Origin of the sequence: Mucilaginibacter sp., assembly GCF_965225845.1 — a bacterium.
Taxonomy (GTDB): Bacteria; Bacteroidota; Bacteroidia; order Sphingobacteriales; family Sphingobacteriaceae; genus Mucilaginibacter.
Genome location: NZ_CBDDBL010000001.1, coordinates 660,007 through 685,049, shown reverse-complemented (window position 1 = coordinate 685,049; position 25,043 = coordinate 660,007). Strand labels below are relative to the sequence as shown.

Genomic DNA, 25,043 nt, shown 5'->3' with positions numbered 1-25,043 from the left:
TAAACGCACCAAAACCAAAACGGGCCAACTGTCATCCTAAGGCACTCGAAAAACGAGCGCAAGCCACCCGCCAAGCTCACCTTTCGAGAGGGGCAGGGGGGGTATGTTTCTATGCCCTGCAATCAAAGCGCGCAGGCCAAACCGAACATTTCTATTACCCTTAAAATTTTTTGAAAAACAAAGCCAATGCTTTCTACCAACGCCAGCCCCGCTATCCGCTTATACTGCGCAAGGCCTTAGGCTCGAAGGCCGGTATTCGCTACTATCGGGTTTAGGGAATAGAGGTCACATATTCATAACTTTTTATACCATTTAGTAAATTTATTGCTGTATCCATTGCATCCAATATATTAATTTATAAATAATTCAGTGTTATTCAATATTCACCGTTTTATAAAAATCTTCCAAATTTAAAATTGCTCTTCTAATTGCGCGATAGTCATTTTGTGGGACTGTTATATACGATGCAACCCCATTTAAATCGTCATCCGATTCTACCTCAAATAGTCCTTTAGGCGCTTTAGCTGTATTAATTAAATCCACATAACATCCATAATCAATACTATACACATTGTATCTAACTCCTGGCTCATCTTTTCCGGCAATATTTTCTTTTATGACATGTAATATTCTTGAATCAAATAAGTAATCAATTAATTTATCTTTTATATTAGTTTTAAGTAAAAATGCTCGTGCTGACCTCTTACCTATTACCTCATCAATTATCCATCTTAACAAAGAATGTGCTTTTTTATTTGTTGAGATTGCTTTTTCTTTTCCACGTGAATACCATGACCTTGCAGCATTTCTTACATCTTCCATAGATATTTTATCATTTCCGGCTCTCATTGCTGCTAATCCTAAAATGTTAATTGCATCACGCGGTACTCCTTCAGTAGCTCTTACAAATTCTGAGAATGCATTATTCTGAGTAAATGCTTGACTAATTAAGCTTTCCGGAGAATTTATATTAAGCGAATTCAAATCATTAGGTTCAATCAGATTTATAAAATGCTTATAAAATAATGACGAAAAAAACTCCTTCGATTTTTCTTCATCATTATCGAAAACCATATATTCATCCAAATTTTGGCTGGCAGCGACATCGGCTCCTACTTCTATCCCGATTCTTGATTGATCTGGATAATATAAAGCGAAATCTGCTCGTTGTTCAATTGCTGCAATTTTTACTGTAATCAATCTATTTGGCAATATTGTCCGTCTAATCAATTCTGACAAATAAGGTTGAATATCTAATGGGACTTCACTCCATTCATCAAAGATAATCCAAACATGTTTTTTGAGTTCCTGCGATAAAGCCGCAAAATGAGTATAGACTGAGGAAAAATGTACGCGATTGTATTCTCTGCCTTGTCTCTTAATTGAATAACCCTGTTTATCACTTTTTTCTGTGAATATTTCATTATCGAAGTTAAGTCCGATGTTTTTCAAATCAACCTTTGCGCCAGTTTTTGTTTTATCGCTTTCTTTATTTGATTGTTCATTTGATGTAGAGATTTCTACGTCCCCTGAAACTTGAATATCACTTATTGAATCTGCAAGTGTATCTGATATAGGGCTTATTCTTGATAAATCGAAATAATCTGATGTATCATTTATTACAAAATCAATTATTCCATCATGTATATAAGCAATTGTATCAATGAGTAGTCTGGTGGCTCTTTGATTTACAGGTATACTGGAATCAGAGAATATTCCTCCATTAGATCCTATTGTTCTCAAGTCGATGTTGATTACAATTTCTCCTTCTTGTTCTTTTTGATTGTTCAAATAGGCTAACGCATGAGTTTTTCCTGTACCTCTACGACCGTATAATATCTCATGATCACGATTTGATAATATAGTGAATAAAGGCCCTATATCTACAAAAGTCTTCACTAAGTGATCGAAGTCATACGTTTCCGCTCTTTTAGATAACTTTAAAAAGGTATTATTTATTAAATTCATATTACAGTTTCAATACAAAGTAAATCTATCGAAAACATTTAATATTATGATCTAATTAGAAATGTAACTTGTTTAGCTTATGGTCGGTATTTTCCCCATAGGTGTTCGGAAGATTAAAAAAGGGTTATGCTGTGGTACTTGAAGCATGCGAACGTCGGCCCTTACGTCAGTCGACAATGCTGTTATTTATCTAAGTAATGCCCTAATGCAGAAACAACAGTTACCGTGATTACTTCATTTTCAATAAAGTAAATTAACCTATCTTTTCTATTAATTCTTCTCGACCAATAACCTATTAAATCAAATTTTAATCTTTCAGGTTTACCGGTTCCGGTTTCAGGATGATCATATAGTTCGGCAATTATTTGTTCAACTTTTCTAATTGAAGCTTTATCTCCTGATCTTTTGATAGTCAATAAATCTTTTTGAGCGGTGGCGGAAACAATTACCCTATATTTTCCCATAAGGATTTTGCAGGATCTAAGGTAATCGCATTACCTTGTTCAGCCTCAGCTTTGCTTTTATGTACCCTGGTCACAAACTTGCTATTGTAAGTACTTGTCTCAAATTTAACCTTTAACGCTTTGGCAAAAGCCTTAAGAGCAGATAGCTGCTCTTTGTTTTCAGGATGCATTATTACTGTTTCCATAAACAAATTTAATAAATATCCATTAGTAAAATTCTTTAAACGCAAAAAACCCTCTAATCTTACGATTAAAGGGTTAATGATTAACAGCATTAAAGCTGATAAGATTTGGCACCGACCTACTCTCCCACATTTTACTGCAGTACCATCGGCTCTGGCGGGCTTAACTTCTCTGTTCGGAATGGGAAGAGGTGGACACCGCCGATATAGGCACCTGAAGGTTTTTAGTATTTAGTAGTTAGTATCAAGTAGCAGGATTACCTGCTGCTTTGTATTAACTGTTCATACAATATTTTTTATTGTTATCGGTATTTAGTGATTTGTATAAGTATTAACCTTTCGGTGTTGATACTTGATACTAACTACTTGATACTATCAAACAATGACATATTATTGAAAGAAGTGATTGAATAAGAGAAAACAACAGTTTAGTGTTTGGGCGGACGGAACGAATCCCGTCCACCATTATTACCTGCTATGAGAAAGCTTCGGGCAATTAGTATTACTCGGCTATGATGTCACCACCTTTATACCTGTAACCTATCAACGTAGTAGTCTGCTACGACCCTCAATGGAAGTCTCATCTTGTGGCTAGTTTCGCACTTAGATGCTTTCAGCGCTTATCTATTCCCAACGTAGCTACTCTGCAATACAGCTGGCGCCATAACAGATTCACCAGAGGTTAGTCCAACCCGGTCCTCTCGTACTAAGGTCAGCCCCACTCAAACTTCCAACGCCCACAACAGATAGGGACCGAACTGTCTCGCGACGTTCTGAACCCAGCTCGCGTGCCACTTTAATGAGCGAACAGCTCAACCCTTGGGACCTTCTCCAGCCCCAGGATGTGACGAGCCGACATCGAGGTGCCAAACCTCCCCGTCGATATGAGCTCTTGGGGGAGATCAGCCTGTTATCCCCAGCGTACCTTTTATCCTTTGAGCGATGGCCCTTCCATGCAGAACCACCGGATCACTATATCCGTCTTTCGACCCTGATCGACTTGTCTGTCTCACAGTCAAGCAAGCTTATGCTATTGCACTCCTCATACGGTTACCAAGCGTATTGAGCTTACCTTTGAAAGCCTCCGTTACCTTTTTGGAGGCGACCACCCCAGTCAAACTACCCGCCAAACAATGTCCTCCACATAATGGAGTTAGACACCAAATACAGAAAGGGTGGTATTTCAACGTTGACTAACCGACTCCTAGCGAAGCCGGATCACAGTCTCCCACCTATCCTACACATCCTGTATCCGATATCAATGTTAAGTTGTAGTGAAGGTGCATGGGGTCTTTCCGTCCCGTTGCGGGTAACCGGCGTCTTCACCGATACCACAATTTCACCGAGCTCATGGCTGAGACAGCGCCCAGATCGTTACACCATTCGTGCAGGTCGGAACTTACCCGACAAGGAATTTCGCTACCTTAGGACCGTTATAGTTACGGCCGCCGTTTACCGGGGCTTCGATTCAATGCTTCGGTTTAACCCTAACATCCCCTCTTAACCTTCCGGCACCGGGCAGGTGTCAGGCCATATACGTCATCTTTCGATTTTGCATAGCCATGTGTTTTTGTTAAACAGTCGCCTGGGCCTTTTCACTGCGGCTGACATTGCTGTCAGCGCCCCTTCTCCCGAAGTTACAGGGCCATTTTGCCGAGTTCCTTAGCCATGATTCACTCGAGCACCTTAGGATTCTCTCCTCGACTACCTGTGTCGGTTTACGGTACGGGTTTTTATAACCTGAAGCTTAGCGGGTTTTCTTGGAAGTCTGATTACCTGAACTATCCTCTTACCCGAAGGCTCAAGGTACTATCAGCTTTCAGCAAAGCATGCGTACTTAACTACACGCCCTATACCTACGGCCTTTAACGAACTATTCCGTCAGTTCGCGTCAGTGTCACTACTCCGTCACCGCATCGCAGTTATAAAAAGTACTGGAATATTAACCAGTTGTCCATCGGCTACGCCCTTCGGCTTCACCTTAGGCCCCGACTAACCCTGATCCGATTAGCGTTGATCAGGAAACCTTAGTCTTTCGGTGGGCGGGTTTCTCTCCCGCCTTATCGTTACTTATGCCTACATTTGCTTTTCTAATACCTCCACGGTAACTTACGTATCCGCTTCGCCGGCAATTAGAATGCTCCCCTACCAGTGTATATAAATATACAATCCATAGCTTCGGTATAACGCTTAATGCCCGTTTATTATCCATGCCCGATCGCTCGACTAGTGAGCTGTTACGCACTCTTTAAATGAATGGCTGCTTCCAAGCCAACATCCTAGCTGTCTGTGCAATCGGACCTCGTTAGTTCAACTTAGCGTTAATTTGGGGACCTTAGCTGATGGTCTGGGTTCTTTCCCTCTCGGCCCTGGACCTTAGCACCCAGAGCCTCACTCCAGCGTATATTAATAAGCATTCGGAGTTTATCTGGATTTGGTAGGATTTGACTCCCCCGCACCCAATTAGTAGCTCTACCTCTTATTAACTCAACCGCCAGGCTGTTCCTAAAAACATTTCGGGGAGTACGAGCTATTTCCCAGTTTGATTAGCCTTTCACCCCTACCCACAGATCATCCGGAAACTTTTCAACGTTTATCGGTTCGGTCCTCCAGTACCTGTTACGGCACCTTCAACCTGTCCATGGGTAGATCACAAGGTTTCGCGTCTACCCCCTCTGACTATACGCCCTTTTCAGACTCGCTTTCGCTTCGGCTGCGTGGCTGAACCACTTAACCTTGCCAGAGAGGAGTAACTCGTAGGCTCATTATGCAAAAGGCACGCCGTCACGGAACATGTCCGCTCCGACCGCTTGTAAGTACACGGTTTCAGGTTCTATTTCACTCCCCTGTTCGGGGTTCTTTTCACCTTTCCCTCACGGTACTGGTTCACTATCGGTCTCTCAGGAGTATTTAGCCTTACCGGATGGTGCCGGCAAATTCCCACAAGGCGTCTCCGACCTCGCGGTACTCAGGATACCACTATCCTATCATCCATTACCCGTACGCAACTCTCATGCTCTATGGTGGGCCTTCCCATGCCCTTCCGGTTTTGTTTGATATTCATGTTGTGGTCCTATAACCCCGGTTATGCCGTAACATAACCGGTTTGGGCTGTTTCCATTTCGCTCGCCACTACTCTGGAAATCACTGTTGTTTTCTCTTCCTCTGCTTACTTAGATGTTTCAGTTCAGCAGGTTCGCGCATTTATGCAATTAGTCTTCAACTAATTAGGTTTCCCCATTCGGAAATCCGCGGATCAATTCATATTTGCTGATCCCCGCGGCTTATCGCAGCTTATCACGTCCTTCATCGCCTCTGAGAGCCAAGGCATCCCCCGTGTACCCTTTCTTACTTTCTTCTACTATACCGCCTTTTGCTCGGTATGTATGCTTTTTAGTTAGATTGTTGTGTCTCGCTTGGTTGTATCGCTACTCCCTCGCTCAACAGCCGACAATCGTCCCTACTGTTGTTTTCTCTTTCAATTACTTCTTCCAATATGTCAAAGAACTTTTACCCCGGTCTTCCCTTTCAGGATCGCCTTTTTCATTATCCTTGCCTTTCAGCAATCTGGTGGGTATCGTGGAGAATAACGGATTCGAACCGTTGACCCCCTGCGTGCAAGGCAGGTGCTCTAGCCAGCTGAGCTAATCCCCCTTAAGATTTTACCTGTAGTCCCGAGCAGATTTGAACTGCTGACCCCTACATTATCAGTGTAGTGCTCTAACCAAACTGAGCTACGGGACTTTATGATTTCGGATTTGTGATTTACGATTTTAGATTTCAGTCAATCGTAACTCGTAAATCGTAAATCGTAATTTCTTACAATCCCGCCATTTCAGATGTTTAGAACCACTAATGGTTTCATCTTTTGGGTTTTCCTTTTGTGTTTTTTTGTTTACTATACTCTATATAGACAAACAATTAAGAAATAATCATGTAACGAGCAGTTTTAATATACTCATGGTGAGAGTGAGGGAACCTGCTCCAGAAAGGAGGTATTCCAGCCACACCTTCCGGTACGGCTACCTTGTTACGACTTAGCCCCAGTTACCGACTTTACCCTAGGACGCTCCTTACGGTTACGCACTTCAGGCACTTCCAGCTTCCATGGCTTGACGGGCGGTGTGTACAAGGCCCGGGAACGTATTCACCGCAGCATTGCTGATCTGCGATTACTAGCGAATCCAACTTCACGGGGTCGAGTTGCAGACCCCGATCCGAACTGTGAACAGCTTTTTGAGATTGGCATCCTGTTACCAGGTAGCTGCCCTCTGTACTGCCCATTGTAGCACGTGTGTAGCCCCGGACGTAAGGGCCATGATGACTTGACGTCGTCCCCTCCTTCCTCTCTATTTGCATAGGCAGTCTGTTTAGAGTCCCCACCTTAACGTGCTGGCAACTAAACATAGGGGTTGCGCTCGTTGCGGGACTTAACCCAACACCTCACGGCACGAGCTGACGACAGCCATGCAGCACCTAGTTTCGTGTCCCGAAGGACTGATACGTCTCTGTATCATTCACTAACTTTCAAGCCCGGGTAAGGTTCCTCGCGTATCATCGAATTAAACCACATGCTCCTCCGCTTGTGCGGGCCCCCGTCAATTCCTTTGAGTTTCACCCTTGCGGGCGTACTCCCCAGGTGGAATACTTAACGCTTTCGCTTAGACGCTGACCGTATATCGCCAACATCGAGTATTCATCGTTTAGGGCGTGGACTACCAGGGTATCTAATCCTGTTTGATCCCCACGCTTTCGTGCCTCAGTGTCAATAAAACCATAGTAAGCTGCCTTCGCAATTGGTGTTCTGTGACATATCTATGCATTTCACCGCTACTTGTCACATTCCGCCTACCTCTAGTTCATTCAAGCCCATCAGTATCAAGGGCACTGCGATAGTTAAGCTACCGTCTTTCACCCCTGACTTAACAGGCCACCTACGCACCCTTTAAACCCAATAAATCCGGATAACGCTTGGATCCTCCGTATTACCGCGGCTGCTGGCACGGAGTTAGCCGATCCTTATTCTTACAGTACATTCAGCTTGATACACGTATCAAGGTTTATTCCCGTATAAAAGCAGTTTACAACCCGTAGGGCCGTCTTCCTGCACGCGGCATGGCTGGTTCAGGCTTCCGCCCATTGACCAATATTCCTTACTGCTGCCTCCCGTAGGAGTCTGGTCCGTGTCTCAGTACCAGTGTGGGGGGTCATCCTCTCAGATCCCCTAAACATCGTAGCCTTGGTAAGCCGTTACCTTACCAACTAGCTAATGTTCCGCATGCCCATCTTGTTCCTATAAATATTTGATTAGTTTGTGATGCCACATTCTAATGTTATGCGGTCTTAATCTCTCTTTCGAGAGGCTATCCCCCTGAACAAGGTAGGTTACATACGTGTTACGCACCCGTGCGCCACTCTCATGGAAAGCAAGCTCTCCAATCCCGTCCGACTTGCATGTATTAGGCCTGCCGCTAGCGTTCATCCTGAGCCAGGATCAAACTCTCCATTGTAAAATGTTTTGTTTGTCACTGACCCTATTAACTCATCAATAGAATCTGTGTATAATTATTATATCTTTATACAAGCCCTCTCGACTTCTCTTTTTTTCGTATACCAAACACTTTGAACTGTTTCCGATTCGATTACTCTCCTCTTCTTCTGTCCGAAGCTTTCAGCTACGTTACATGATTTTCTATTTCTTAAAAGAACTTTATCGGCCGTCTGTCACAGAGGCCTGTTATGCTTTATCACTTGCGTGACTCACTTTTCATTTTCTAAACTGAAAATCGCTTTCAGCTTTTTGACCCGTTTGTTTTGGGACTGCAAAGGTATGAACCTTTTTCTATTTTCAAAACTTTATTTTTTTTATTTTCTAAAGCTTCTCCCGCATAACCCCATTCTCCCTTTTCTAACTCATTTGCGGGCTGCAAAGATGCGATTTTTAAACTTATCTGTCAAGTGAAATTTCACTTTATTTTAGATAATTTTATTGTCGCTAAATGTTCAAAAAACAACCGCTTTCTCTTCAGCGGGGTACAAATGTAACAACAATATCCATCCCTGCAAAAACATTTTTTCAAAAAATATGTATCCGTTTATAACTAACTGTTAAACAGCACACATCAATCCGATGATTTTTCACTAGCATATAGTAAACAGTGCTGTTATTGATTTCGTATCTTTGAAATACGATATGGACAAGTTTAATTTCCCTCCTAATTTTTTAGCATCTTTATCAGGTGAGCCGGGTTTTGACGCGGAAAACTTTATAAATACTCACGAATTTTCTGAAACACCTACTTCTATCAGGATAAATCCTTTTAAAAAATCCGCAATAAAAACTTGTGAGCAGGTGCCCTGGTGCCCCGAAGGCTATTATTTGGCTACCCGCCCGTCGTTCACATTTGATCCTTTATTTCACGCGGGGGCTTATTATGTACAGGAAGCGTCATCTATGTTTATTAGCCATATCCTGAAAAACATTAAACCGGATGGTGAGCCGGTAAAGATATTGGACCTGTGCGCCGCACCCGGTGGTAAAAGCACGCTCATCAATTCCGTCATGCAACCTGATGATTTGCTGGTGGCAAATGAGATCATAAAAACACGTGTACCTGTACTTGCGGATAACTTAAGCCGGTGGGGAACTGCCAATGTTATCGTTACTAATAATGATCCGAAGGATTTCACCCGCTTGAAAGGTTTCTTTGATATTATATTGGTTGATGCGCCGTGTTCGGGCTCGGGTATGTTTCGTAAAGACCCGGCGGCGATGGATGAGTGGAGCGAGGCCAATGTAACTTTATGCCACCAAAGACAGGAACGCATTTTGGCCGACATTTACCCTTGCCTTAAAGAGGGTGGACACCTTATATATAGTACGTGTTCTTATTCGCACCAGGAAAACGAAGATATTTTGGATTGGCTTTGTGAAAGTTTTGAGTTTGAGAGTTTACCTATACCTATATATAAGGAGTGGGGAATTGTTGAAACGCAGTCGGAGAAGCAACAAGCATGGGGCTATCGCTTCTACCCCGGCAAGGTTAAAGGCGAAGGCTTATTTGCTGCATGCCTCAAAAAAACCGGCACCCAGGAAATGATGGGCGGCTTTAAAAATAAGGAGCAGCAGAAGGTGGTAATGAAAGAACTGGACCAAGTAAAGGAATACATTACTGAGCCTGCCGACTTTTACTATTTTAAGGTAAACGATGACTGGATGGCGATCAACCGAAACCATATTGAAAGTCTGAATATTTTAAGCCGAAACCTCTACATTAAAAAATCGGGCGTACGGATCGGTAAGCTGGCCGGTAAAGATTTGGTACCTGATCACGAAATGGCATTAAGTGTTATAATTAACAAGGATGCCGTTTTACAAACCGAATTAGATAAGGACCAGGCCATACAATATTTAAGGCGCGATAACATCAGCATAAACCCAACTGATAAGGGCTGGAGCCTGATGAATTTTGAAAACCATGCTTTAGGCTGGGCAAAACTGCTGCCAAACAGGATCAATAATTATTATCCGAAAGAGATAAGGATTTTTTCGCAGCAGCCGTAGCTGCTTGTTTATTGCAGTACTGTTACCGAACAACAAATAGCGGTGGATTTGCGTACAATTAGTTTATTAGCTATTAACATGAAAGTTAAAATACTATTTGTCGCACTCTTGCTGATGCCGATCCTATCGCAAGCACAATCAAAAATTATCCCAGGGACTGGTATCGTGACCCTTAAAACTTTTACCACCCTTTTGAGCGATGAGGTGAAGGCCGAAAAGGTTGACGATTATTTTAAACCGCTTGGCTATAAATTCACCGGCATGGAAGATATCTTGAGGCACGGAATGCAGGGGCACCAGCTAACTTATACCGGCGACCATTCTTTTTTTAAACTTGACCTGGTAAACCGCTTAAAACTTACCCTTTTGTACGAAACGAAAGTAGAGCATGAATATAATTACCTGATTACAGACGCCCAGACAAGCGACGGTTACAAAATGACCGACCACGCCGATAACGGGCTGGTAAGCAGTATAACCTTTGCCAATAATTATTACGTGATTGTTTTTATGTCGATGAAAATGCAAAATGGGATGCATTACTCCATCAAGGTATCGAACAAGGAAAACAACATTGTAGTTAATGATGGCAATAACCAATAGTTATTTTAAGGTATCGATTCCTAACTGTTTAAAGCCATTTGTTATTTGTTGTTTTACCTGGCTATTTGCCGGCTTCGCCTTTAAAAGCGCCTCATCGCCGATAAGCTTTTTTAATACGGATCCGGTTTTTTGCTGATCGGGCATATACTGTGCAAATTTTAAAGCATTAATTGGATCGTCTGCTTTTATATATAATTTAAACACCGATTGCGCGATCTGCGTGTCATGGTTCAGCATAAAAAGCTTGCGGTAATAAAATGCTGCTTAGCATAATTTTTGAGTTGATAGTTTAAATTCCCGACATAATTATATAGGTCTGCCGTTTGCGGAAATTGTAACACTAAACCTTCAGCTGTTGTTAATGCATTCGCCTTGTCCCCGTTTTTTTGATCGTATTGATACAACGCTTCCATCGCGGCATTCCATTTCATATGACCTAATGCAACCTTAGTTGCCAATTCACCGCTGATGCTGTTCTCGACTTTAAAATCTTTGGGAATCGGTTGGTTGAACGGCCAACCGGTTTTCAGCATCATCATTTGGTAGGCGCCTTTTAATGAATCCATGTGCGTAATGGGCATTTCCTTTCTTAATTCATCGAAAGAGATATCACGCTCCGGTTTGTCCTTAATAATATGCTGCTCTTGAATAGCCTTGTAAAATGCTTCGGACAAAATAGCGTAGCCATACAAATTGGGGTGGACGTGTTCCAATATGGTTTCAGAACCGACGATACCATGCGGAGAATATTGCTCGAATAATTTTTTGCTATCCACCAAGTGAATATAAGGAAAATCATTTGCAAGCTTTTTTATGTCGGTATTGATGGCTTCCGGCGCACGAAACCGAAGTTCATCCAGTTCTTTTGCCTTATCAAAATCAATTTTAGCAGTATCGTAGTGGCCACTTTTATACGCTTGTTGTCCTTGAGTGTAATACCAGTTTGCCGAACCTTTGCCAATGCCATCTGAAATAAAAGGCGGCAGGTCCTTTTCATTACTAACCACTGTACTTAAAAATGTAGGGGTTTTCGCTGCATTCAATGTGTTGCACAATTCGGTCATGTTTTTATCGAACTGGGCGATGCCTTCTTTATATTCTTTAGACTGATAAATGATATGCTGCTTTTTCGCCAGTACTTCCATTAATGATCCGGGATCGCCGGTCGTCTTGTGCTCGAATAAACCGGCAATTTTATCAATCGCATTCTTAAATAATTGTACCGAACGCAATTCTCTTAAACTGATCAACAACTGAATCAAGAAACGGTTACTACCAACGTAGGTAGTCGACCCGATACCCAATGCGCCATAGTATTCATTGTGCCCGGTATATATTAATACAGCATCAGGTTTGTATTGTGCCAACTGTTTACCGAAATCAAGTACGGTATAGGAATTAACTGCCGTTAGCGACAAGTTGATGACCTCAAAATTCTTATCAGGATATTCATGCATCAACCGGTATTGCAGCCAGCGGTGGAATGAGCCGTTCGGGTTATAAGGAAAACCAATGGTAGTGGATTCGCCCAAAACAAATATGCGGATGGTGTTAGGGGCTTTATCTATGGCGAAGATCTCCTGGTTGCCTACGGTGGAGTTAACCGTATCCGGGAAAAATTTTTCGGATGCATAATAGTTCATCACCATGTACCGCGGATCGGGCGGGTATTTGATGAACAGATCGGTATTATCGCCGTAATTAATGATCCTGAGAAAAACCTCCAGCACAAACCAAATAATAAACGGACTTAAAACCGACAGTGTTTGAAAGAGCAATAGTTTTTTACCTTTTGGCTGATCGGATTGCGTTACTTTATTATTGGTCTTCATTAATTTAGGATCGCATTGCGAGTAATGAAGATATAATTAAAATATCAACTCGTGAAATCCCGACTAATATTGCCCGATGGATAGCAATACCAATGTACAGGCATATTCTGTTTCGATGCCTTTATCATTTGCCATTTTACGTAGCTCCGAATTTTCCGTACCGGGATTAAAGATGATGCGCTTTGGATGTGTATTTAATATATAGTCGTACAATGGGGGTTGGTTTTGCGGGCCAACATATAAAGTTATTGTATCAATATCAGTATGAATTTCTTCGGGCTTCTCGATGGGCACGCCGGCAACCTCGCCGGTTTTTATGCCTACATTAACAATACTATGCCCATGTCCAACCAAACGGTTTGCTGCAAGATATGCGTAACGGCTTGAATCCGGGGTTGCGCCTAATACTAAAGTTTTTTTATCAGCCATTTATTATTCGATTTAAAATCGCGATTTGCCCCGAATGATAAATATGATGCTGAATCAATCCGTTGATCAATTCCTCATACGTAAATAAAGGCCGGGTATCGCGCTGGTCATCTACCGCTTCACTCCACTGTTCTTCAGGAAAGTTTTGGATTATGCCGATCAAATTTACGTTTACCAGTTTTAAATCTTCAACATAGCTTTGCCATTTTTGTTCACCGGGTGCACCAATCTCGGGCCAGTCGCCACTGCTTGGTACCCCTGCGGTCATGCCATTCATGCGATCCATCACCTCTTCCGTCCAGGAAACCATGTGCAGCACAATTTCGGCAATATTATGAACAGAGCCGGGTGGCTTTTCATAAGCAGCCTCAAAACTAACTTTTGCAATGGTATCATACACGCCAATACTATACCACGGACGGCCTGATAATACCTTCTCTAATTCCTGCTGTAGTTTTTCTGATATAGTCATCGTAAAATTTTTAAAGCCGCCGTTGCACAGTTTATTCCGTCAATTGCAGCAGAAATTATGCCACCGGCGTAACCTGCACCCTCGCCGCAGGGGAATAACCCTTTAATTTGCGGGTGCTGTAACGTTTCTTTATCCCTCGGTACTTTAACTGGTGATGAAGTACGTGACTCCACGCCCACCAATATTGCTTCATTGGTATAATAGCCTTTCATCTTCTGCCCGAAAACAGGCAAAGCCTTTCGCAAGCGCTCATTGATCCAGCCCGGTAGTACTTCTTTTAAGTGCATGCTTTTTGTGCCTGGCAGATAAGAGTTTTTAGGCAGATCGACAGAAATGCGATTATTTACAAAATCGACCATGCGTTGCGCTGGTGCAACCAGGTCACCCCCGCCTGCCTTGAATGCGATGCGTTCAATTTCCTGTTGAAAACGCAGCATTTTAAAAGGGTCGCTGTCTTCACCGGCAACGTCCTCTAAGTTTACCTGTACTACTGTACCCGAATTTGCATAAGGATTATTTCGTTTTGAGGGACTCCAGCCATTTACCACGATCTCATTGGCTTCCGTGGCGCAGGGCGCAATAATCCCGCCGGGGCACATGCAGAACGAAAACACGCCCCTGCCATCAACCTGCTCAACCAAACTATAATAGGATGGCGGCAAATCATCGCCCCGAACTTCGCAGTGGTATTGCGCACGGTCGATTATTTCCTGCGGATGCTCTATTCGCACACCTAAGGCAAATGGCTTGGCTTCGATCAGTATATTTTGGCGATGCAGCATTTCGAAAACGTCACGTGCGGAGTGGCCGGTTGCCAGGATCACGACATCGGCATTTAGCCTTTCGCCGGATGCAAGCTCAACGCCTTTTATTTCATCAAACTGAACAATCAGTGAAGTAACCTTTGCATCAAACCTGATCTCGCCACCTGCATTCAATATCGTTTCACGAATTGCGGTAATGATCTGCGGCAGTTTATTGGTGCCGATATGCGGACGGGCATCAACCAAAATATCGTTAGTAGCGCCATGCGCCACAAATATTTTAAGCACCTGGTTTACATCGCCACGCTTGGTTGAGCGGGTATAAAGTTTGCCATCAGAATAGGTCCCTGCACCACCCTCGCCAAAACAATAATTGCTTTCGGGGTTTAACATGCCTTGCTTGTTGATATTCGCCAGGTCGCGGCGGCGCTCTTTAACTTCTTTACCACGCTCAATGATGATCGGCTTTAACCCCAACGCTATACATTGCAATGCCGCAAACAATCCTGCCGGACCAGCACCCACTATTATTACCGGTTTGGCATCAGATAATTTTGGATAATCAACTACAAAACTTTCTACCCGGAAAGGCTCATCTACATAAACCTTTAATTGCATTCGATAAAGCACCTTGCGGCCACGCGCGTCTATTGAGCGCTTTAGTATTTTGAACCCTGTAATTTTATTGGGGCTGATCTTTAATGACGATGCGGCAATTCCTTTTAAAATGCCTTCCTCTTCCTGTTGCCCGGGCGGGCAGGTAATTTCGATTTCTTTTATCATACGGTTGCCGGGTTTTTATCCCGGATGACGACAAAGATAAGGAATTAGGATATCTTAATTCAGATTGACATTATCGGGAATATGCAAAACTATTCTTTTGGTATCGTAAGCCGCTTTATTTAGAGGCCCATAAAGACTGTCCGTTCTAATATCGATTATCCAATAATTGGTATTATTAACAAAAATGGACTTATAATGGATTATGTTTTAATATACTATCTGCCAACAACTCTGTTGTTTCGATATCTTTTTCAGAATTTTGAGGATATTTTTTAATATCATCCCTGAGATTGAAAGCAATCATACTGACATAATCTTTATAATCCGGATGCTGTAAAGCAATTATAAAATTAGAGTTGTAATCATACTTTATTACCCTGCCAAATATTTCCTTTTTATTTGGTTGATGGTTCATTAATTCACCCTCATGCCTAACAAAATAATTGCCACTTAATTCATCCGGGGTATTATCGCCCCTACATCCCTGTAAAAAGAATAATACAATTGCCGCGAAAAGAATCTTAAAGGATTTTGTTTTCAATTGAAATCTATTTAATCCGCCGGAACAAACTTCAAACAAACCGGGCTGCCGATATCGATATGGCTGATCACATTTAAGATCTTACCAGTCACCGGGTCAAGACGGTATATAAATATGTTATCGCTGTTTTGGTTGGCTACCAGCAGGAATTTTCCACTTGGGTCAATGCTGAAATCGCGCGGGCCTTTGCCTAATGTTGATGTGCGGGCTACAAATGTTAACTGGCCGTTATCCGGATTGACTGCATATTCCACAATTTCGTTAGCATTACCACGGTTGGATGCATACAGGAACCTGCCATCCGGCGATAATTTTATGGCTGCCGAACCGATATTGCCTTTCATAGCAGGGGTTAGCATATTTACTGATTGCACCAGTGTCAACTTTCCGTTGTCATAATTATAAGTATTGATCACCCCGCCAATTTCCTGCACCAGGTACAAATATTTATCATCGGCAGAAAAAACCATATGCCTTGGGCCATTACCAGCTGTTACACTCACAAAAGCAGGATCAGCCGGGGTTAACGGCGGATTTTTGGATGCTTTGTAACGCATGATGTTTACTTTGTCGGTTCCCAGGTCGGTATACAACAGGTATTTTTCGTTATCTGTTAATATAGCGTTGTGTACGTGCGGGCCTTGTTGCCTGTCCTTTACTATGCTGCTGCCCTCGTCTTTTATCAGTTGTGACAGTTGAGCTATCGAGCCATCTTTATTAACCGGGAACACCGCCAAACTACCGCTACTGTAATTCGCTACAAATAAATTGCGTTGTTCTTTATCTTCTAAAATATGACAGGGATCGGCGCCCTCTGTTGGCTGTTTGTTGATCAGCACCATTTTACCCGTATTGGCATTAAAGGTGAATGCGCTTACCTCGCCTTGCGGACCTTCATTTACCGAGTATACGAATTTATTATCTGCCGATGCGGTAACGTATGACGGGTTGGTTACGCTATCAATTTCATTTAGATATGCTGTTCTGCCTCTTTCCTCATAAAAACGATAAACGTAAATCCCTTTGCTCGATCCATTGGTGTAAGTACCGATCAGCAGATCAAAAGTTGAGGGAAGTGGTTTTTTATGCTGCGCGAAAGTGATGGCAGGAAGTAACAGGGCAATAACAAGCAATAATTTTTTCATAGCGAAGTAGATTTATAAGTTGCAAGTTAGTAATTAGGCGCTAAAAGCAAAAAAGTTCAAAATGAAAAGCTTTGCAACTTTTTACTTTGAACTTTCAACGTTATACTTTTAACTAATTACTTTATCAAATGCTTTAACTGGATCACTTCCTTTTCATCAAGGTATCTCCAGCGGCCGCGGGTAAGGTCTTTTTTAGTTAGGCCTGCATAAATTACACGATCAAGTTTTACCACTTCGTATCCTAAATGCTCAAATATACGGCGTACAATGCGGTTTTTACCGCTGTGTATCTGTATACCAACTTCTCTTTTTGAACCGCCTGTTACGTAGGAGATAGAATCCGGTTTAATAATACCATCTTCCAGTTCCAATCCATATTGAATCTTATTCATATCACCCTGGGCTAAACTTTTATTCAGTTCAACCTGGTAAAGTTTGGTAATGTTGCTGCGCGGATGCGAAAGCTTATCGGCTAAATCGCCGTCATTCGTCATTAATAATAAACCGGTAGTATTTCTATCTAAACGGCCGATTGGATAAATACGTTCGCGGCTGGCTTTTTCAACCAGGTGCATAACGGTGCGGCGTTCCTGCGGGTCTTCAGTTGTGGTGATGTAATCCTTTGGTTTGTTCAACAATACATAAACCATTTTCTCACGTTTCAACAATTCTCCATTGTAACGGATCTCATCTTTAATCGGGTCGATCTTGTGGCCCAATTCATTGATCACTTCTCCGTTTACAGAAACCACACCCGCTTCTATCAGCTCATCAGCCTTACGGCGTGAGCAAATACCTGCATTGGCGATATAACGGTTTAAGCGAATTAAGCCTGAATCGTCTTTTGGTTTTTCCTTGCGGCCGCGCAATGTTTTAACAGGCGCGTCCCTATCAGGAGTTATTTTATTGTATGATGACTTTGCTGATTTGCGGAAAGGCTCACTTGTAGCGCCTTCACGTTTTTTAAATGCGCCTGCAGTCGCAGATTTTGGCGCGAATTTTCGTTCGCCGCCTTCACCCTCGCCACTTGGCTTACCTGAGTAGGAAGTTTTGCGGGTTGATGAAAATGGTTTTTTATCGCCGGTTGATTCACTTCTTTTAGGTCGAACGTCGTCGGATGAACCTGCCCTGCCTGAATATGATTTATTGCGCGGTGCCGAATAGGCTTTCTTCTCGCCGCTGTCGTCTTTAGAAAAACTTCTTTTCGGGCGGTCGCTGCTGCTATCTGCCGAGCTTACTCTACCCGAGTATGGTTTGCTTCTGCCTGCCGGCCTGTCGCCGCCTTCGCCTGGCCTGCCTGAATATGGTTTTTTAGGTGCGTATGCTTTTTTCTCGCCACCGGTAAAGCTGCTTTTAAAATCGCCGCCTTCGCTTTTGCCTGCTGATGGCCTGCTGCCCGCGGTTCTTCTTCTTTCGCCCGGGCGTTCTGATGTACCTTCTTTTTTGGGTGGTTTGTTCCAGTCTGTTTTATCGGAACCTGATGATGATTTTCCTCTTGCTGAGGGTGATCTTTTTGGCCTGTCATCGGACTTATTTGCCCTGTTTGATGATCTGCCCGGAGCACTGTCGCGGCCGGTAGCTGATTTCTTAAATGCCATAATTTTTTGTTTAGCGCTTTCGCAGCGTGAGGGTCAAAGTTACGCTTTTTTAAACAATATTTAAACTTTTTTGTTGTGTATCGAAATCAGCGTTTAAACGGTTTAAACATTGATTTTTGGGGTCTTTCAACCGGCCAAAATACACTAAGGTATTGGTAAGTATTTGACAATGTGATTTATATCCATACCTTTGCAGCGAGTTTTCACTTAACAACTACATATGATTAAAACAGGAATGATTAAAAAACACCTAATTACGTGCTCCGTAATGTTCGTGCTGGTTATCATCTCCCGGTTTGCAATTAGCGACTTAGCGGTATCAAAACCCATCACTATTGCACCCGAAAACTCAACTAAATTTATCTTTACAAAAACCAGGCCAGCCAACGGTTACAACTTTGCTAACGAAGCATTGCCGTTGAATGATACTAAGGTAAATAAGAAGTTGAGTCACTCTATTAAGCAGCATAATTACCTATCAATTCAGTCGAACGTACTGCAATTTAAAGCACAAAAGCTATTCCCGATCATCGAACCGATCCTGAGAGCTTACGGCATCCCCGAAGATTTCAAGTACATCCCTTTGGTGGAGTCGGGCTTATGCAGCGGAACATCGCCGAAAGGCGCGGCAGGCATCTGGCAGTTTATGCCCGGAACAGCCCGCACTTACGGATTAAAAGTAGGCCATGGATTGGATGAACGTTTAAACGTTCGTAAATCAACCATTGCGGCATGCCGGTATATTAAAGAGCTTTACGGCGAATTTAATAGCTGGACATTAGCAGCGGCAGCTTATAACAACGGCGAGATCAAACTGCAAAAACAAATTACAAAGCAAAAGCAAGACAATTATTTCCGCATGCATTTAAACCGCGAAACCGGTGTATATGTATACAACCTCATTGCGATGAAGGAAATAATAAGTAAGCCTGTAAACTATGGTTTTAAACCTGTTTACGCGCATACCCAAACGTCGGAAATGCTGGCATATAATTAATTTGTAAAAAGATTACGGAGCACTTATCAGCCCGGTACGCATTGAGCGAACCGGGCTTTTTTTTGCGTATATTTGCGGATTGGTTGGTTGGGTTGGATTTAGTGAGCAGTTAATTGAGTTAAAACTATTTAAATCAATTGATCCGGGCCGGCGTTAATCAATATATCTAAATAAAATATGATTGAAAAACCTTTAGATCTGGGCGAGCAAAGTGAAGTTGAAGTTTATGGGGCCCGGGTACATAATTTAAAAAATATTGATGTTTCTTTTCAGCGCAATAAGCTGGTTGTAATTACCGGCTTAAGTGGCAGCGGAAAATCCTCGTTGGCATTTGATACCATTTATGCTGAGGGCCAGCGCCGTTACATGGAAACGTTTTCGGCTTATTCACGCCAGTTTATGGGTGGCATGGAACGCCCGGATGTCGACAAGGTTTCAGGCTTGAGCCCGGTTATCGCTATCGAGCAAAAAACCACCAGCAAAAACCCGAGGTCAACCGTTGGCACCATTACCGAGATCTATGATTTTATGCGTTTGCTTTTCGCCCGTACAGGCGAGGCTTATTCGTATGAAACGGGTGAGAAGATGGAGCGCATGTCTGAAGACCAGATCCTGAAAACCATTTATGAAAGGTTTGATGGCCAGCCGATAAATATCCTCGCCCCGGTAGTTAAAGCCCGTAAAGGCCATTATCGTGAGCTTTTTGAGCAAATACGCAAACAAGGTTATTTGAAGGTTTGGATAGACGGCGCTATTGCTGATGTTGAGCCGAAGATGCAGGTTGACCGTTATAAGATCCACGATATTGACATTGTGGTTGACAGGCTACAGGTGAGCGACGAAAACAGCAAACGTTTATATACATCGATACAGGCAGCGTTAAAAATATCAAAAGGCATTATCAGGATCGGCGATAAGGATAATAATGTATCCTATTTCAGTAAGTTTTTGATGGATCCGGTTTCCGGGATCTCCTATGATGAGCCTCAACCAAATACATTTTCATTCAACTCACCTTATGGTGCCTGCGAAAAATGTAATGGTTTGGGTTATATTTTCGAGGTTGATGAAGCTTCGGTGATCCCTAACCCCAAACTGAGCATATTGAATGGTGGTTTAGCGCCGCTTGGCGAGTTTCGTGAGACCTGGATCTTCCAGGTGTTAAAAGCTTTGGCTAAGAAATATGAGTTCAGCTTATCGGTACCTATAGAAAAGCTTGAAAGAGAAAAGCTGGATATTATCCTGAACGGTGCTCCTGAAATGATCACCGTAGCGGTTGAGTACAACAAATGGAACGTTCAAAGCTACCAGATCACTTTTGACGGGGTTATCCGCATGCTGGAGGAGCAGCAGGAACGCCGCAGCGACGAAGGTATGGACGATATGGAAAACTACCGTGTGCTTAAAACCTGCCCGGTATGTGATGGCGCAAGATTAAAAAAGGAATCATTGCACTTTAAGGTAGACGGCAAAAACATCTTCGAGCTGGCTACCATGGATATTAATGACCTGCAGGATTGGTTTAACAATTTGGAGGACAGATTAAACGAACGCCAGAATGTTATCGCTAAAGAGATATTAAAAGAGATCCGCGCGCGGATCGTATTCTTGCTGGATGTTGGTTTGAGCTATTTAACGCTCGACCGTACGGCTAAAACATTATCGGGTGGCGAGGCTCAGCGTATCAGGCTGGCAACACAGATCGGCTCGCAATTAATGAACGTAATGTACATTCTGGATGAGCCAAGTATTGGCCTGCATCAGCGCGATAACGAACGTTTGATCAACGCCCTGAAAAATCTCCGCGACTTGGGTAATACGGTTTTAGTGGTGGAGCACGATAAAGATATGATCTTAGAAGCCGACCACGTGATCGATATGGGGCCGGCAGCCGGCGTACATGGCGGCGAGGTTGTTGCGCAAGGCACGCCTGCCGAATTAATGAAACACCATACGCTCACCACATCCTATATTAATGGTGAGCGCGAGATAGCTATCCCTAAAAAAAGGCGCGAAGGTAATGGCAAAATTCTCAGCTTGAAAAAAGCGACCGGGCATAACCTGAAAAAGGTTAGTGTTGATTTTCCTTTGGGTAAGATGATCGGCATTACCGGGGTATCGGGTAGCGGTAAATCGAGTTTGATTACGGAAACTTTGTATCCTGTTTTAAACCATCATTTCTTTAGGGCGAAGAAACAACCTTTGCCGTATGATAAGATTGAAGGTTTAGAACATATTGATAAGGTGATCGAGATTGACCAAACACCAATCGGCAGGACGCCACGTTCAAACCCGGCTACTTATACCGGGGTATTTTCCGATATCAGGAATTTATATGTGGCTTTACCTGAATCACGGATCAGGGGATATAAACCAGGCCGTTTCTCCTTCAACGTAAAAGGCGGAAGATGCGAAACTTGTCAGGGCGCGGGCATGAAAGTGATTGAAATGAACTTTTTGCCGGATGTATCAGTACCTTGCGAGGAGTGCGGCGGCAGAAGATATAACCGAGAAACTTTGGAGGTGCGTTATCGCGGAAAATCCATCAGTGATGTACTGGATATGAGTATTGAGGATGCTACGCCATTTTTTGAACATATCCCGGCTATCTATCGTAAGGTGAAAACTTTGCTCGATGTTGGTTTGGGTTATATCCGTTTAGGGCAGGCGTCAACCACCCTATCAGGCGGTGAGGCACAGCGTGTTAAACTTGCAACGGAGCTTTCTAAAAAAGATACGGGAAATACCTTTTACATCTTGGATGAGCCGACTACAGGTTTGCATTTCGAGGACATTAATGTGCTGTTGGGTGTATTAAATCAATTGGTTGATAAAGGTAATACAGTATTGGTGATTGAGCATAACCTGGATGTAATTAAAACAGTTGATCATGTAATTGATTTAGGCCCCGAAGGCGGCTCAGGTGGTGGTAAAATACTATTCAGCGGTACCCCCGAGGGACTGTGTAAGGTGAAGGAAAGCTTTACCGGGCAGTTTTTGAAAAAGGAGATGGGGGTAAAATAACCACAAGTACACAAAGTTGTACATGTGATTATTCTTTTTTCTCTTTAATAAATTTGAGCTATTAATTCAATGCTGAATTAATAGCTCAAAACAAAAAGCATTAATCATAACTTTATGCAATATGCTACCGTTACTCACATCCCTCCAAATTCGCGAAGCTGATGCTTACACTATTGCTCATGAGCCAATAAGTTCTGTTAATTTAATGGAGCGGGCCTCGAAAGCTTTTGTGGGTTGGTTTGTGAATCACTTTCCGGATAAAAAACAGGCAATCTCTATTTATTGCGGGACAGGTAATAATGGCGGCGATGGCTTAGCTATTGCACGAATATTACATGGGCATCATTATAAAGCGATAAACATTAAAATAACACGGTTTTCTGATAAGGCTTCGGAAGATTTTAATACTAATCTTAAAAAACTGCAGAATACGATCCCTGTAACGGAAATTAAACCGGGAGGTAGTTTCCCTGATGAGGATAGTCCGATTTTAATTGATGCCATGCTGGGCAACGGTTTAAATAAACCCTTGCGTGGTGGTTATCAGAAACTGGTTAAGCATCTGAATGAGTTAGAAAAAACGGTAGTAGCTGTCGATGTGCCAACCGGATTTCCGACTGAAGGCGATGTGCAGGCCGAAAGCGCAGTTTTAAAAGCAAAGTTAGTTATCACTTTCCAACAACCAAAGATCAATTTCCTCCTGCCGGAATCGGGGCCGGTAATGGAATGCTGGGAAGCAGTAAATATTGGGATTGATGAGAAATTTGTTCAGTCGCTTGATTCACCTTACCAATATATAACAGAAAAAGACATCAGGCAACTGATGAAACCCCGCCATAAATTTAGCAACAAAGGTATTTTCGGCCATGCGCTTATTGTTGCAGGTCAGGCCAAAACTATGGGTGCGGCTTTATTATGTTCATCTGCTTGTGTGCATGCCGGTGCCGGTTTAACAACAGCCTGTGTGCCTGAAAGCGGTTTGACTGCCTTGAATAGTTATCTGCCAGAGATCATGGCAATTGTTCGGCAAGGGAATGATCTGCCGGAGATCGGTTGGGATAAATTCAGCACGATGGGTATCGGCCCGGGATTAGGAAACGATGAGAGCTCATTTAATTTGTTATGCGATATCCTGACTAATTACAAAAAGCCTGTTGTAATTGATGCGGATGCTTTGAATATTTTATCTGAGCATAAACACCTTTGGGCAATGATACCAGAAGGCAGCATTATCACACCGCACATGAAGGAATTTGACCGGCTGTTCGGCGATAGCAAAACATGGTGGCAGCGTTTACAGATCGCGATTGAAAAAGCCAAAGAACATAAGATCTGCATCGTACTGAAAAATGATTACACTATAATGGCTACGCCGGAGGGAAAAGCCTATTTTAATTCCACCAGTAACGCGGCTATGGCCAGCGGTGGTATGGGCGATGTACTTACCGGTATTATTACAGCTTTATTAGCACAAAAATATTCTTCGAGGGATGCCTGCATCATCGGGACCTACATACATGGTAAGGCCGGGGATGAATTGGCGTTGCCTAACCGGATGCATGTGGTATTACCAGGCAAGGTTATTAATCAGTTGCCAATTACCATGGCAAAGTTTATTGCATAAAAAAGGGCTGTCAGTATTAAACAACCCTTTTTCTATTAACTATTAACTGATCTTATAAAGAACTAAATACTCGATGTTAGTGTATATAAGACGCTAACTGCGCCATATAGTTACAAAAACGATGAATAAAGTTTATTGTTTTATCAGCGGTTAAGATTTAGCTATAAATAGCTGGTTTTTAACTTAATTTAACAATGTAACAAGTGTGTTTCGATTATAAAGTACCGATAACCATCATCTGGCTCATAGTTGGGTTAACACTACCACCCCTTGGTTCAAGTGTTACTGCGAATGCCTGTGCTACATTAACAGATCCCATTTCCTTCATCATGGTACTATCGGTATCGTCTTTATCAAATACGCCCAAACTAACAGGTTTACCACTTACCAATGCCCAAAGCTGGTATTGATGAGCTTTATCATTAACCGGCATCTTCAAATCAGCCAGATCTATCACAACCTTCTTTTTAGCAGGGCTGAATGCTACCAGCATTAATCCTGTAGGTAGATTTTTGGTGCCTTTTAACCTAATTACTTTAAACGAGGTATCGCGATAAATATTCAGCTGGCGATCCATAAAGTTAACCGTTTTACTGAAATGTTGATTGCTTGAATTTAATGCTACCAGTTGAATGTTTGCATCCTGAAGTTTACTGTAAACGCTTACCAACACAGCAACGCTGGCTATAAGTAGTGCAAGGCAAGCTGCAAATGCATATTTATAAAAGCTATTTGCCTTCTGCGCAGGCATTGCAATTACATTGTCTTTTACTGTTTCGGTTGTTATTTTTTTGTTGGGGAAATTATTATCGTCGGCAAAATTAGTAACTAAACTGTTTAATACCCTGTCGCGCAAATGCGCTGCGGGTTGTAGCGCATTTTCACTAGCGAATAACTCCATTGAACGCTCTATATCCAATAGCTCAGCTTTTACAGCCTCATGTTTGGATGCCATCTCCTCCACCTGCAACCTTTCGTCGGGGGTTACATCCCCCAGAACGTAAAGTTCCAATATCCCTGATTCAATATATGATTTAATATCTTCCACTTTCA

Annotated in this window: 17 protein-coding genes, 2 tRNA genes and 3 rRNA genes; 5 read left to right on the top strand and 17 right to left on the bottom strand. The window is 42.6% G+C overall.

All coding sequences use genetic code 11. From position 1 onward, the window contains the following. Window positions 1-372: 372 nt before the first annotated feature. From ACYZ0U_RS03210 to ACYZ0U_RS03175, 8 genes are all read right to left on the bottom strand, one after another. Window positions 373-1,968, bottom strand: a complete 1,596-nt coding sequence (locus ACYZ0U_RS03210) for an ORC-CDC6 family AAA ATPase (RefSeq protein ID WP_461449731.1) — start codon at window positions 1,966-1,968, stop codon at window positions 373-375. Between the two features lie 182 nt (window positions 1,969-2,150). Continuing rightward, a complete protein-coding gene (locus ACYZ0U_RS03205) occupies window positions 2,151-2,432 on the bottom strand; it encodes a Txe/YoeB family addiction module toxin (RefSeq protein ID WP_461449729.1) in 282 nt (93 codons plus the stop codon). Continuing rightward, a complete protein-coding gene (locus ACYZ0U_RS03200) occupies window positions 2,414-2,707 on the bottom strand; it encodes a DUF2683 family protein (protein ID WP_461449727.1) in 294 nt (97 codons plus the stop codon). The genes ACYZ0U_RS03205 and ACYZ0U_RS03200 overlap by 19 nt, the downstream gene beginning before the upstream one ends. Window positions 2,708-2,720: 13 nt before the next feature. After that, window positions 2,721-2,832: ribosomal RNA gene (gene rrf, locus ACYZ0U_RS03195) — 5S ribosomal RNA — on the bottom strand. Between the two features lie 259 nt (window positions 2,833-3,091). Further along, window positions 3,092-5,972, bottom strand: a 23S ribosomal RNA gene (locus ACYZ0U_RS03190). 222 nt (window positions 5,973-6,194) lie between these two features. Beyond that, window positions 6,195-6,268: transfer RNA gene (locus ACYZ0U_RS03185), tRNA-Ala, on the bottom strand. A 15-nt stretch (window positions 6,269-6,283) separates the two neighbouring features. Continuing rightward, window positions 6,284-6,358, bottom strand: a tRNA-Ile gene (locus ACYZ0U_RS03180). A gap of 244 nt (window positions 6,359-6,602) precedes the next feature. Then, a 16S ribosomal RNA gene (locus tag ACYZ0U_RS03175) occupies window positions 6,603-8,124 on the bottom strand. The 16S, 23S and 5S rRNA genes sit together here with 2 tRNA genes alongside, the layout of an rRNA operon. 683 nt (window positions 8,125-8,807) lie before the next feature. On the opposite strand from ACYZ0U_RS03175, the gene ACYZ0U_RS03170 reads away from it, so the two are divergent. Beyond that, a complete protein-coding gene (locus ACYZ0U_RS03170) occupies window positions 8,808-10,178 on the top strand; it encodes a methyltransferase RsmF C-terminal domain-like protein (protein ID WP_461449725.1) in 1,371 nt (456 codons plus the stop codon). 78 nt (window positions 10,179-10,256) lie between these two features. Then, window positions 10,257-10,781: a hypothetical protein gene (locus ACYZ0U_RS03165; protein ID WP_461449723.1), complete on the top strand. Its 525-nt coding sequence runs from the start codon at window positions 10,257-10,259 to the stop codon at window positions 10,779-10,781. On the opposite strand, the gene ACYZ0U_RS03160 is transcribed toward ACYZ0U_RS03165, so the two are convergent. From ACYZ0U_RS03160 to ACYZ0U_RS03125, 8 genes are all read right to left on the bottom strand, one after another. Then, a complete protein-coding gene (locus tag ACYZ0U_RS03160) occupies window positions 10,782-11,018 on the bottom strand; it encodes a hypothetical protein (RefSeq protein WP_461449721.1) in 237 nt (78 codons plus the stop codon). It lies immediately after the preceding gene. Then, window positions 11,012-12,613 (bottom strand): SGNH/GDSL hydrolase family protein, encoded by a 1,602-nt coding sequence (locus tag ACYZ0U_RS03155; protein WP_461449719.1) that lies wholly within the window; start codon window positions 12,611-12,613, stop codon window positions 11,012-11,014. The genes ACYZ0U_RS03160 and ACYZ0U_RS03155 overlap by 7 nt, the downstream gene beginning before the upstream one ends. Window positions 12,614-12,676: 63 nt before the next feature. Beyond that, complete coding sequence (locus ACYZ0U_RS03150) at window positions 12,677-13,042, bottom strand: CoA-binding protein (RefSeq protein ID WP_461449717.1); 366 nt, start codon at window positions 13,040-13,042, stop codon at window positions 12,677-12,679. Next, entirely contained in the window at window positions 13,035-13,514 is a 480-nt protein-coding gene (locus ACYZ0U_RS03145; protein ID WP_461449715.1) for a DinB family protein, read from the bottom strand. Before ACYZ0U_RS03145 ends, ACYZ0U_RS03150 begins: the two co-directional genes overlap by 8 nt. Continuing rightward, on the bottom strand, window positions 13,511-15,061 hold the full coding sequence (locus tag ACYZ0U_RS03140) for an NAD(P)/FAD-dependent oxidoreductase (protein ID WP_461449713.1): 1,551 nt from the start codon (window positions 15,059-15,061) through the stop codon (window positions 13,511-13,513). The genes ACYZ0U_RS03145 and ACYZ0U_RS03140 overlap by 4 nt, the downstream gene beginning before the upstream one ends. Before the next feature lie 190 nt (window positions 15,062-15,251). Continuing rightward, on the bottom strand, window positions 15,252-15,602 hold the full coding sequence (locus ACYZ0U_RS03135) for a hypothetical protein (RefSeq protein ID WP_461449711.1): 351 nt from the start codon (window positions 15,600-15,602) through the stop codon (window positions 15,252-15,254). Between the two features lie 11 nt (window positions 15,603-15,613). Then, window positions 15,614-16,747 carry a lactonase family protein gene (locus ACYZ0U_RS03130; RefSeq protein WP_461449709.1) on the bottom strand — a complete coding sequence of 378 codons (1,134 nt, stop codon included), beginning with the start codon at window positions 16,745-16,747 and terminating at the stop codon, window positions 15,614-15,616. 116 nt (window positions 16,748-16,863) lie between these two features. Beyond that, window positions 16,864-18,345: a pseudouridine synthase gene (locus tag ACYZ0U_RS03125; protein ID WP_461449707.1), complete on the bottom strand. Its 1,482-nt coding sequence runs from the start codon at window positions 18,343-18,345 to the stop codon at window positions 16,864-16,866. Window positions 18,346-18,565: 220 nt separating this feature from the next. Here ACYZ0U_RS03125 and ACYZ0U_RS03120 point away from each other — a divergent pair, with 220 nt between their 5' ends. The 3 genes from ACYZ0U_RS03120 (at window position 18,566) to ACYZ0U_RS03110 (ending at window position 23,990) form a co-directional block, all read left to right on the top strand. After that, a complete protein-coding gene (locus ACYZ0U_RS03120) occupies window positions 18,566-19,342 on the top strand; it encodes a lytic transglycosylase domain-containing protein (protein WP_461449705.1) in 777 nt (258 codons plus the stop codon). A gap of 177 nt (window positions 19,343-19,519) precedes the next feature. Then, entirely contained in the window at window positions 19,520-22,366 is a 2,847-nt protein-coding gene (uvrA, locus tag ACYZ0U_RS03115; protein WP_461449703.1) for an excinuclease ABC subunit UvrA, read from the top strand. A gap of 121 nt (window positions 22,367-22,487) precedes the next feature. Next, window positions 22,488-23,990 carry an NAD(P)H-hydrate dehydratase gene (locus ACYZ0U_RS03110; RefSeq protein WP_461449701.1) on the top strand — a complete coding sequence of 501 codons (1,503 nt, stop codon included), beginning with the start codon at window positions 22,488-22,490 and terminating at the stop codon, window positions 23,988-23,990. A 214-nt stretch (window positions 23,991-24,204) separates the two neighbouring features. Here ACYZ0U_RS03110 and ACYZ0U_RS03105 read toward each other — a convergent pair whose 3' ends face one another. Beyond that, the gene (locus tag ACYZ0U_RS03105; RefSeq protein WP_461449699.1) at window positions 24,205-25,038 is read right to left on the bottom strand and encodes an anti-sigma factor; all 834 of its coding nucleotides are present in this window, start codon (window positions 25,036-25,038) and stop codon (window positions 24,205-24,207) included. Window positions 25,039-25,043: the final 5 nt, after the last annotated feature.

Bases quoted from the DNA above. Each gene is read 5' to 3' on its own strand.
- ACYZ0U_RS03210 (WP_461449731.1), bottom strand. From the start codon at position 1,968: ATGAATTTAATAAATAATACCTTTTTAAAGTTATCTAAAAGAGCGGAA.
- ACYZ0U_RS03165 (WP_461449723.1), top strand. From the start codon at position 10,257: ATGAAAGTTAAAATACTATTTGTCGCACTCTTGCTGATGCCGATCCTA.
- ACYZ0U_RS03200 (WP_461449727.1), bottom strand. From the start codon at position 2,707: ATGCTGTTAATCATTAACCCTTTAATCGTAAGATTAGAGGGTTTTTTG.
- ACYZ0U_RS03140 (WP_461449713.1), bottom strand. From the start codon at position 15,061: ATGATAAAAGAAATCGAAATTACCTGCCCGCCCGGGCAACAGGAAGAG.
- ACYZ0U_RS03170 (WP_461449725.1), top strand. From the start codon at position 8,808: ATGGACAAGTTTAATTTCCCTCCTAATTTTTTAGCATCTTTATCAGGT.
- ACYZ0U_RS03120 (WP_461449705.1), top strand. From the start codon at position 18,566: ATGATTAAAACAGGAATGATTAAAAAACACCTAATTACGTGCTCCGTA.
- ACYZ0U_RS03130 (WP_461449709.1), bottom strand. From the start codon at position 16,747: ATGAAAAAATTATTGCTTGTTATTGCCCTGTTACTTCCTGCCATCACT.
- ACYZ0U_RS03110 (WP_461449701.1), top strand. From the start codon at position 22,488: ATGCTACCGTTACTCACATCCCTCCAAATTCGCGAAGCTGATGCTTAC.
- ACYZ0U_RS03125 (WP_461449707.1), bottom strand. From the start codon at position 18,345: ATGGCATTTAAGAAATCAGCTACCGGCCGCGACAGTGCTCCGGGCAGA.
- ACYZ0U_RS03150 (WP_461449717.1), bottom strand. From the start codon at position 13,042: ATGGCTGATAAAAAAACTTTAGTATTAGGCGCAACCCCGGATTCAAGC.
- ACYZ0U_RS03155 (WP_461449719.1), bottom strand. From the start codon at position 12,613: ATGAAGACCAATAATAAAGTAACGCAATCCGATCAGCCAAAAGGTAAA.
- uvrA (WP_461449703.1), top strand. From the start codon at position 19,520: ATGATTGAAAAACCTTTAGATCTGGGCGAGCAAAGTGAAGTTGAAGTT.
- ACYZ0U_RS03160 (WP_461449721.1), bottom strand. From the start codon at position 11,018: ATGCTGAACCATGACACGCAGATCGCGCAATCGGTGTTTAAATTATAT.
- ACYZ0U_RS03205 (WP_461449729.1), bottom strand. From the start codon at position 2,432: ATGGGAAAATATAGGGTAATTGTTTCCGCCACCGCTCAAAAAGATTTA.
- ACYZ0U_RS03145 (WP_461449715.1), bottom strand. From the start codon at position 13,514: ATGACTATATCAGAAAAACTACAGCAGGAATTAGAGAAGGTATTATCA.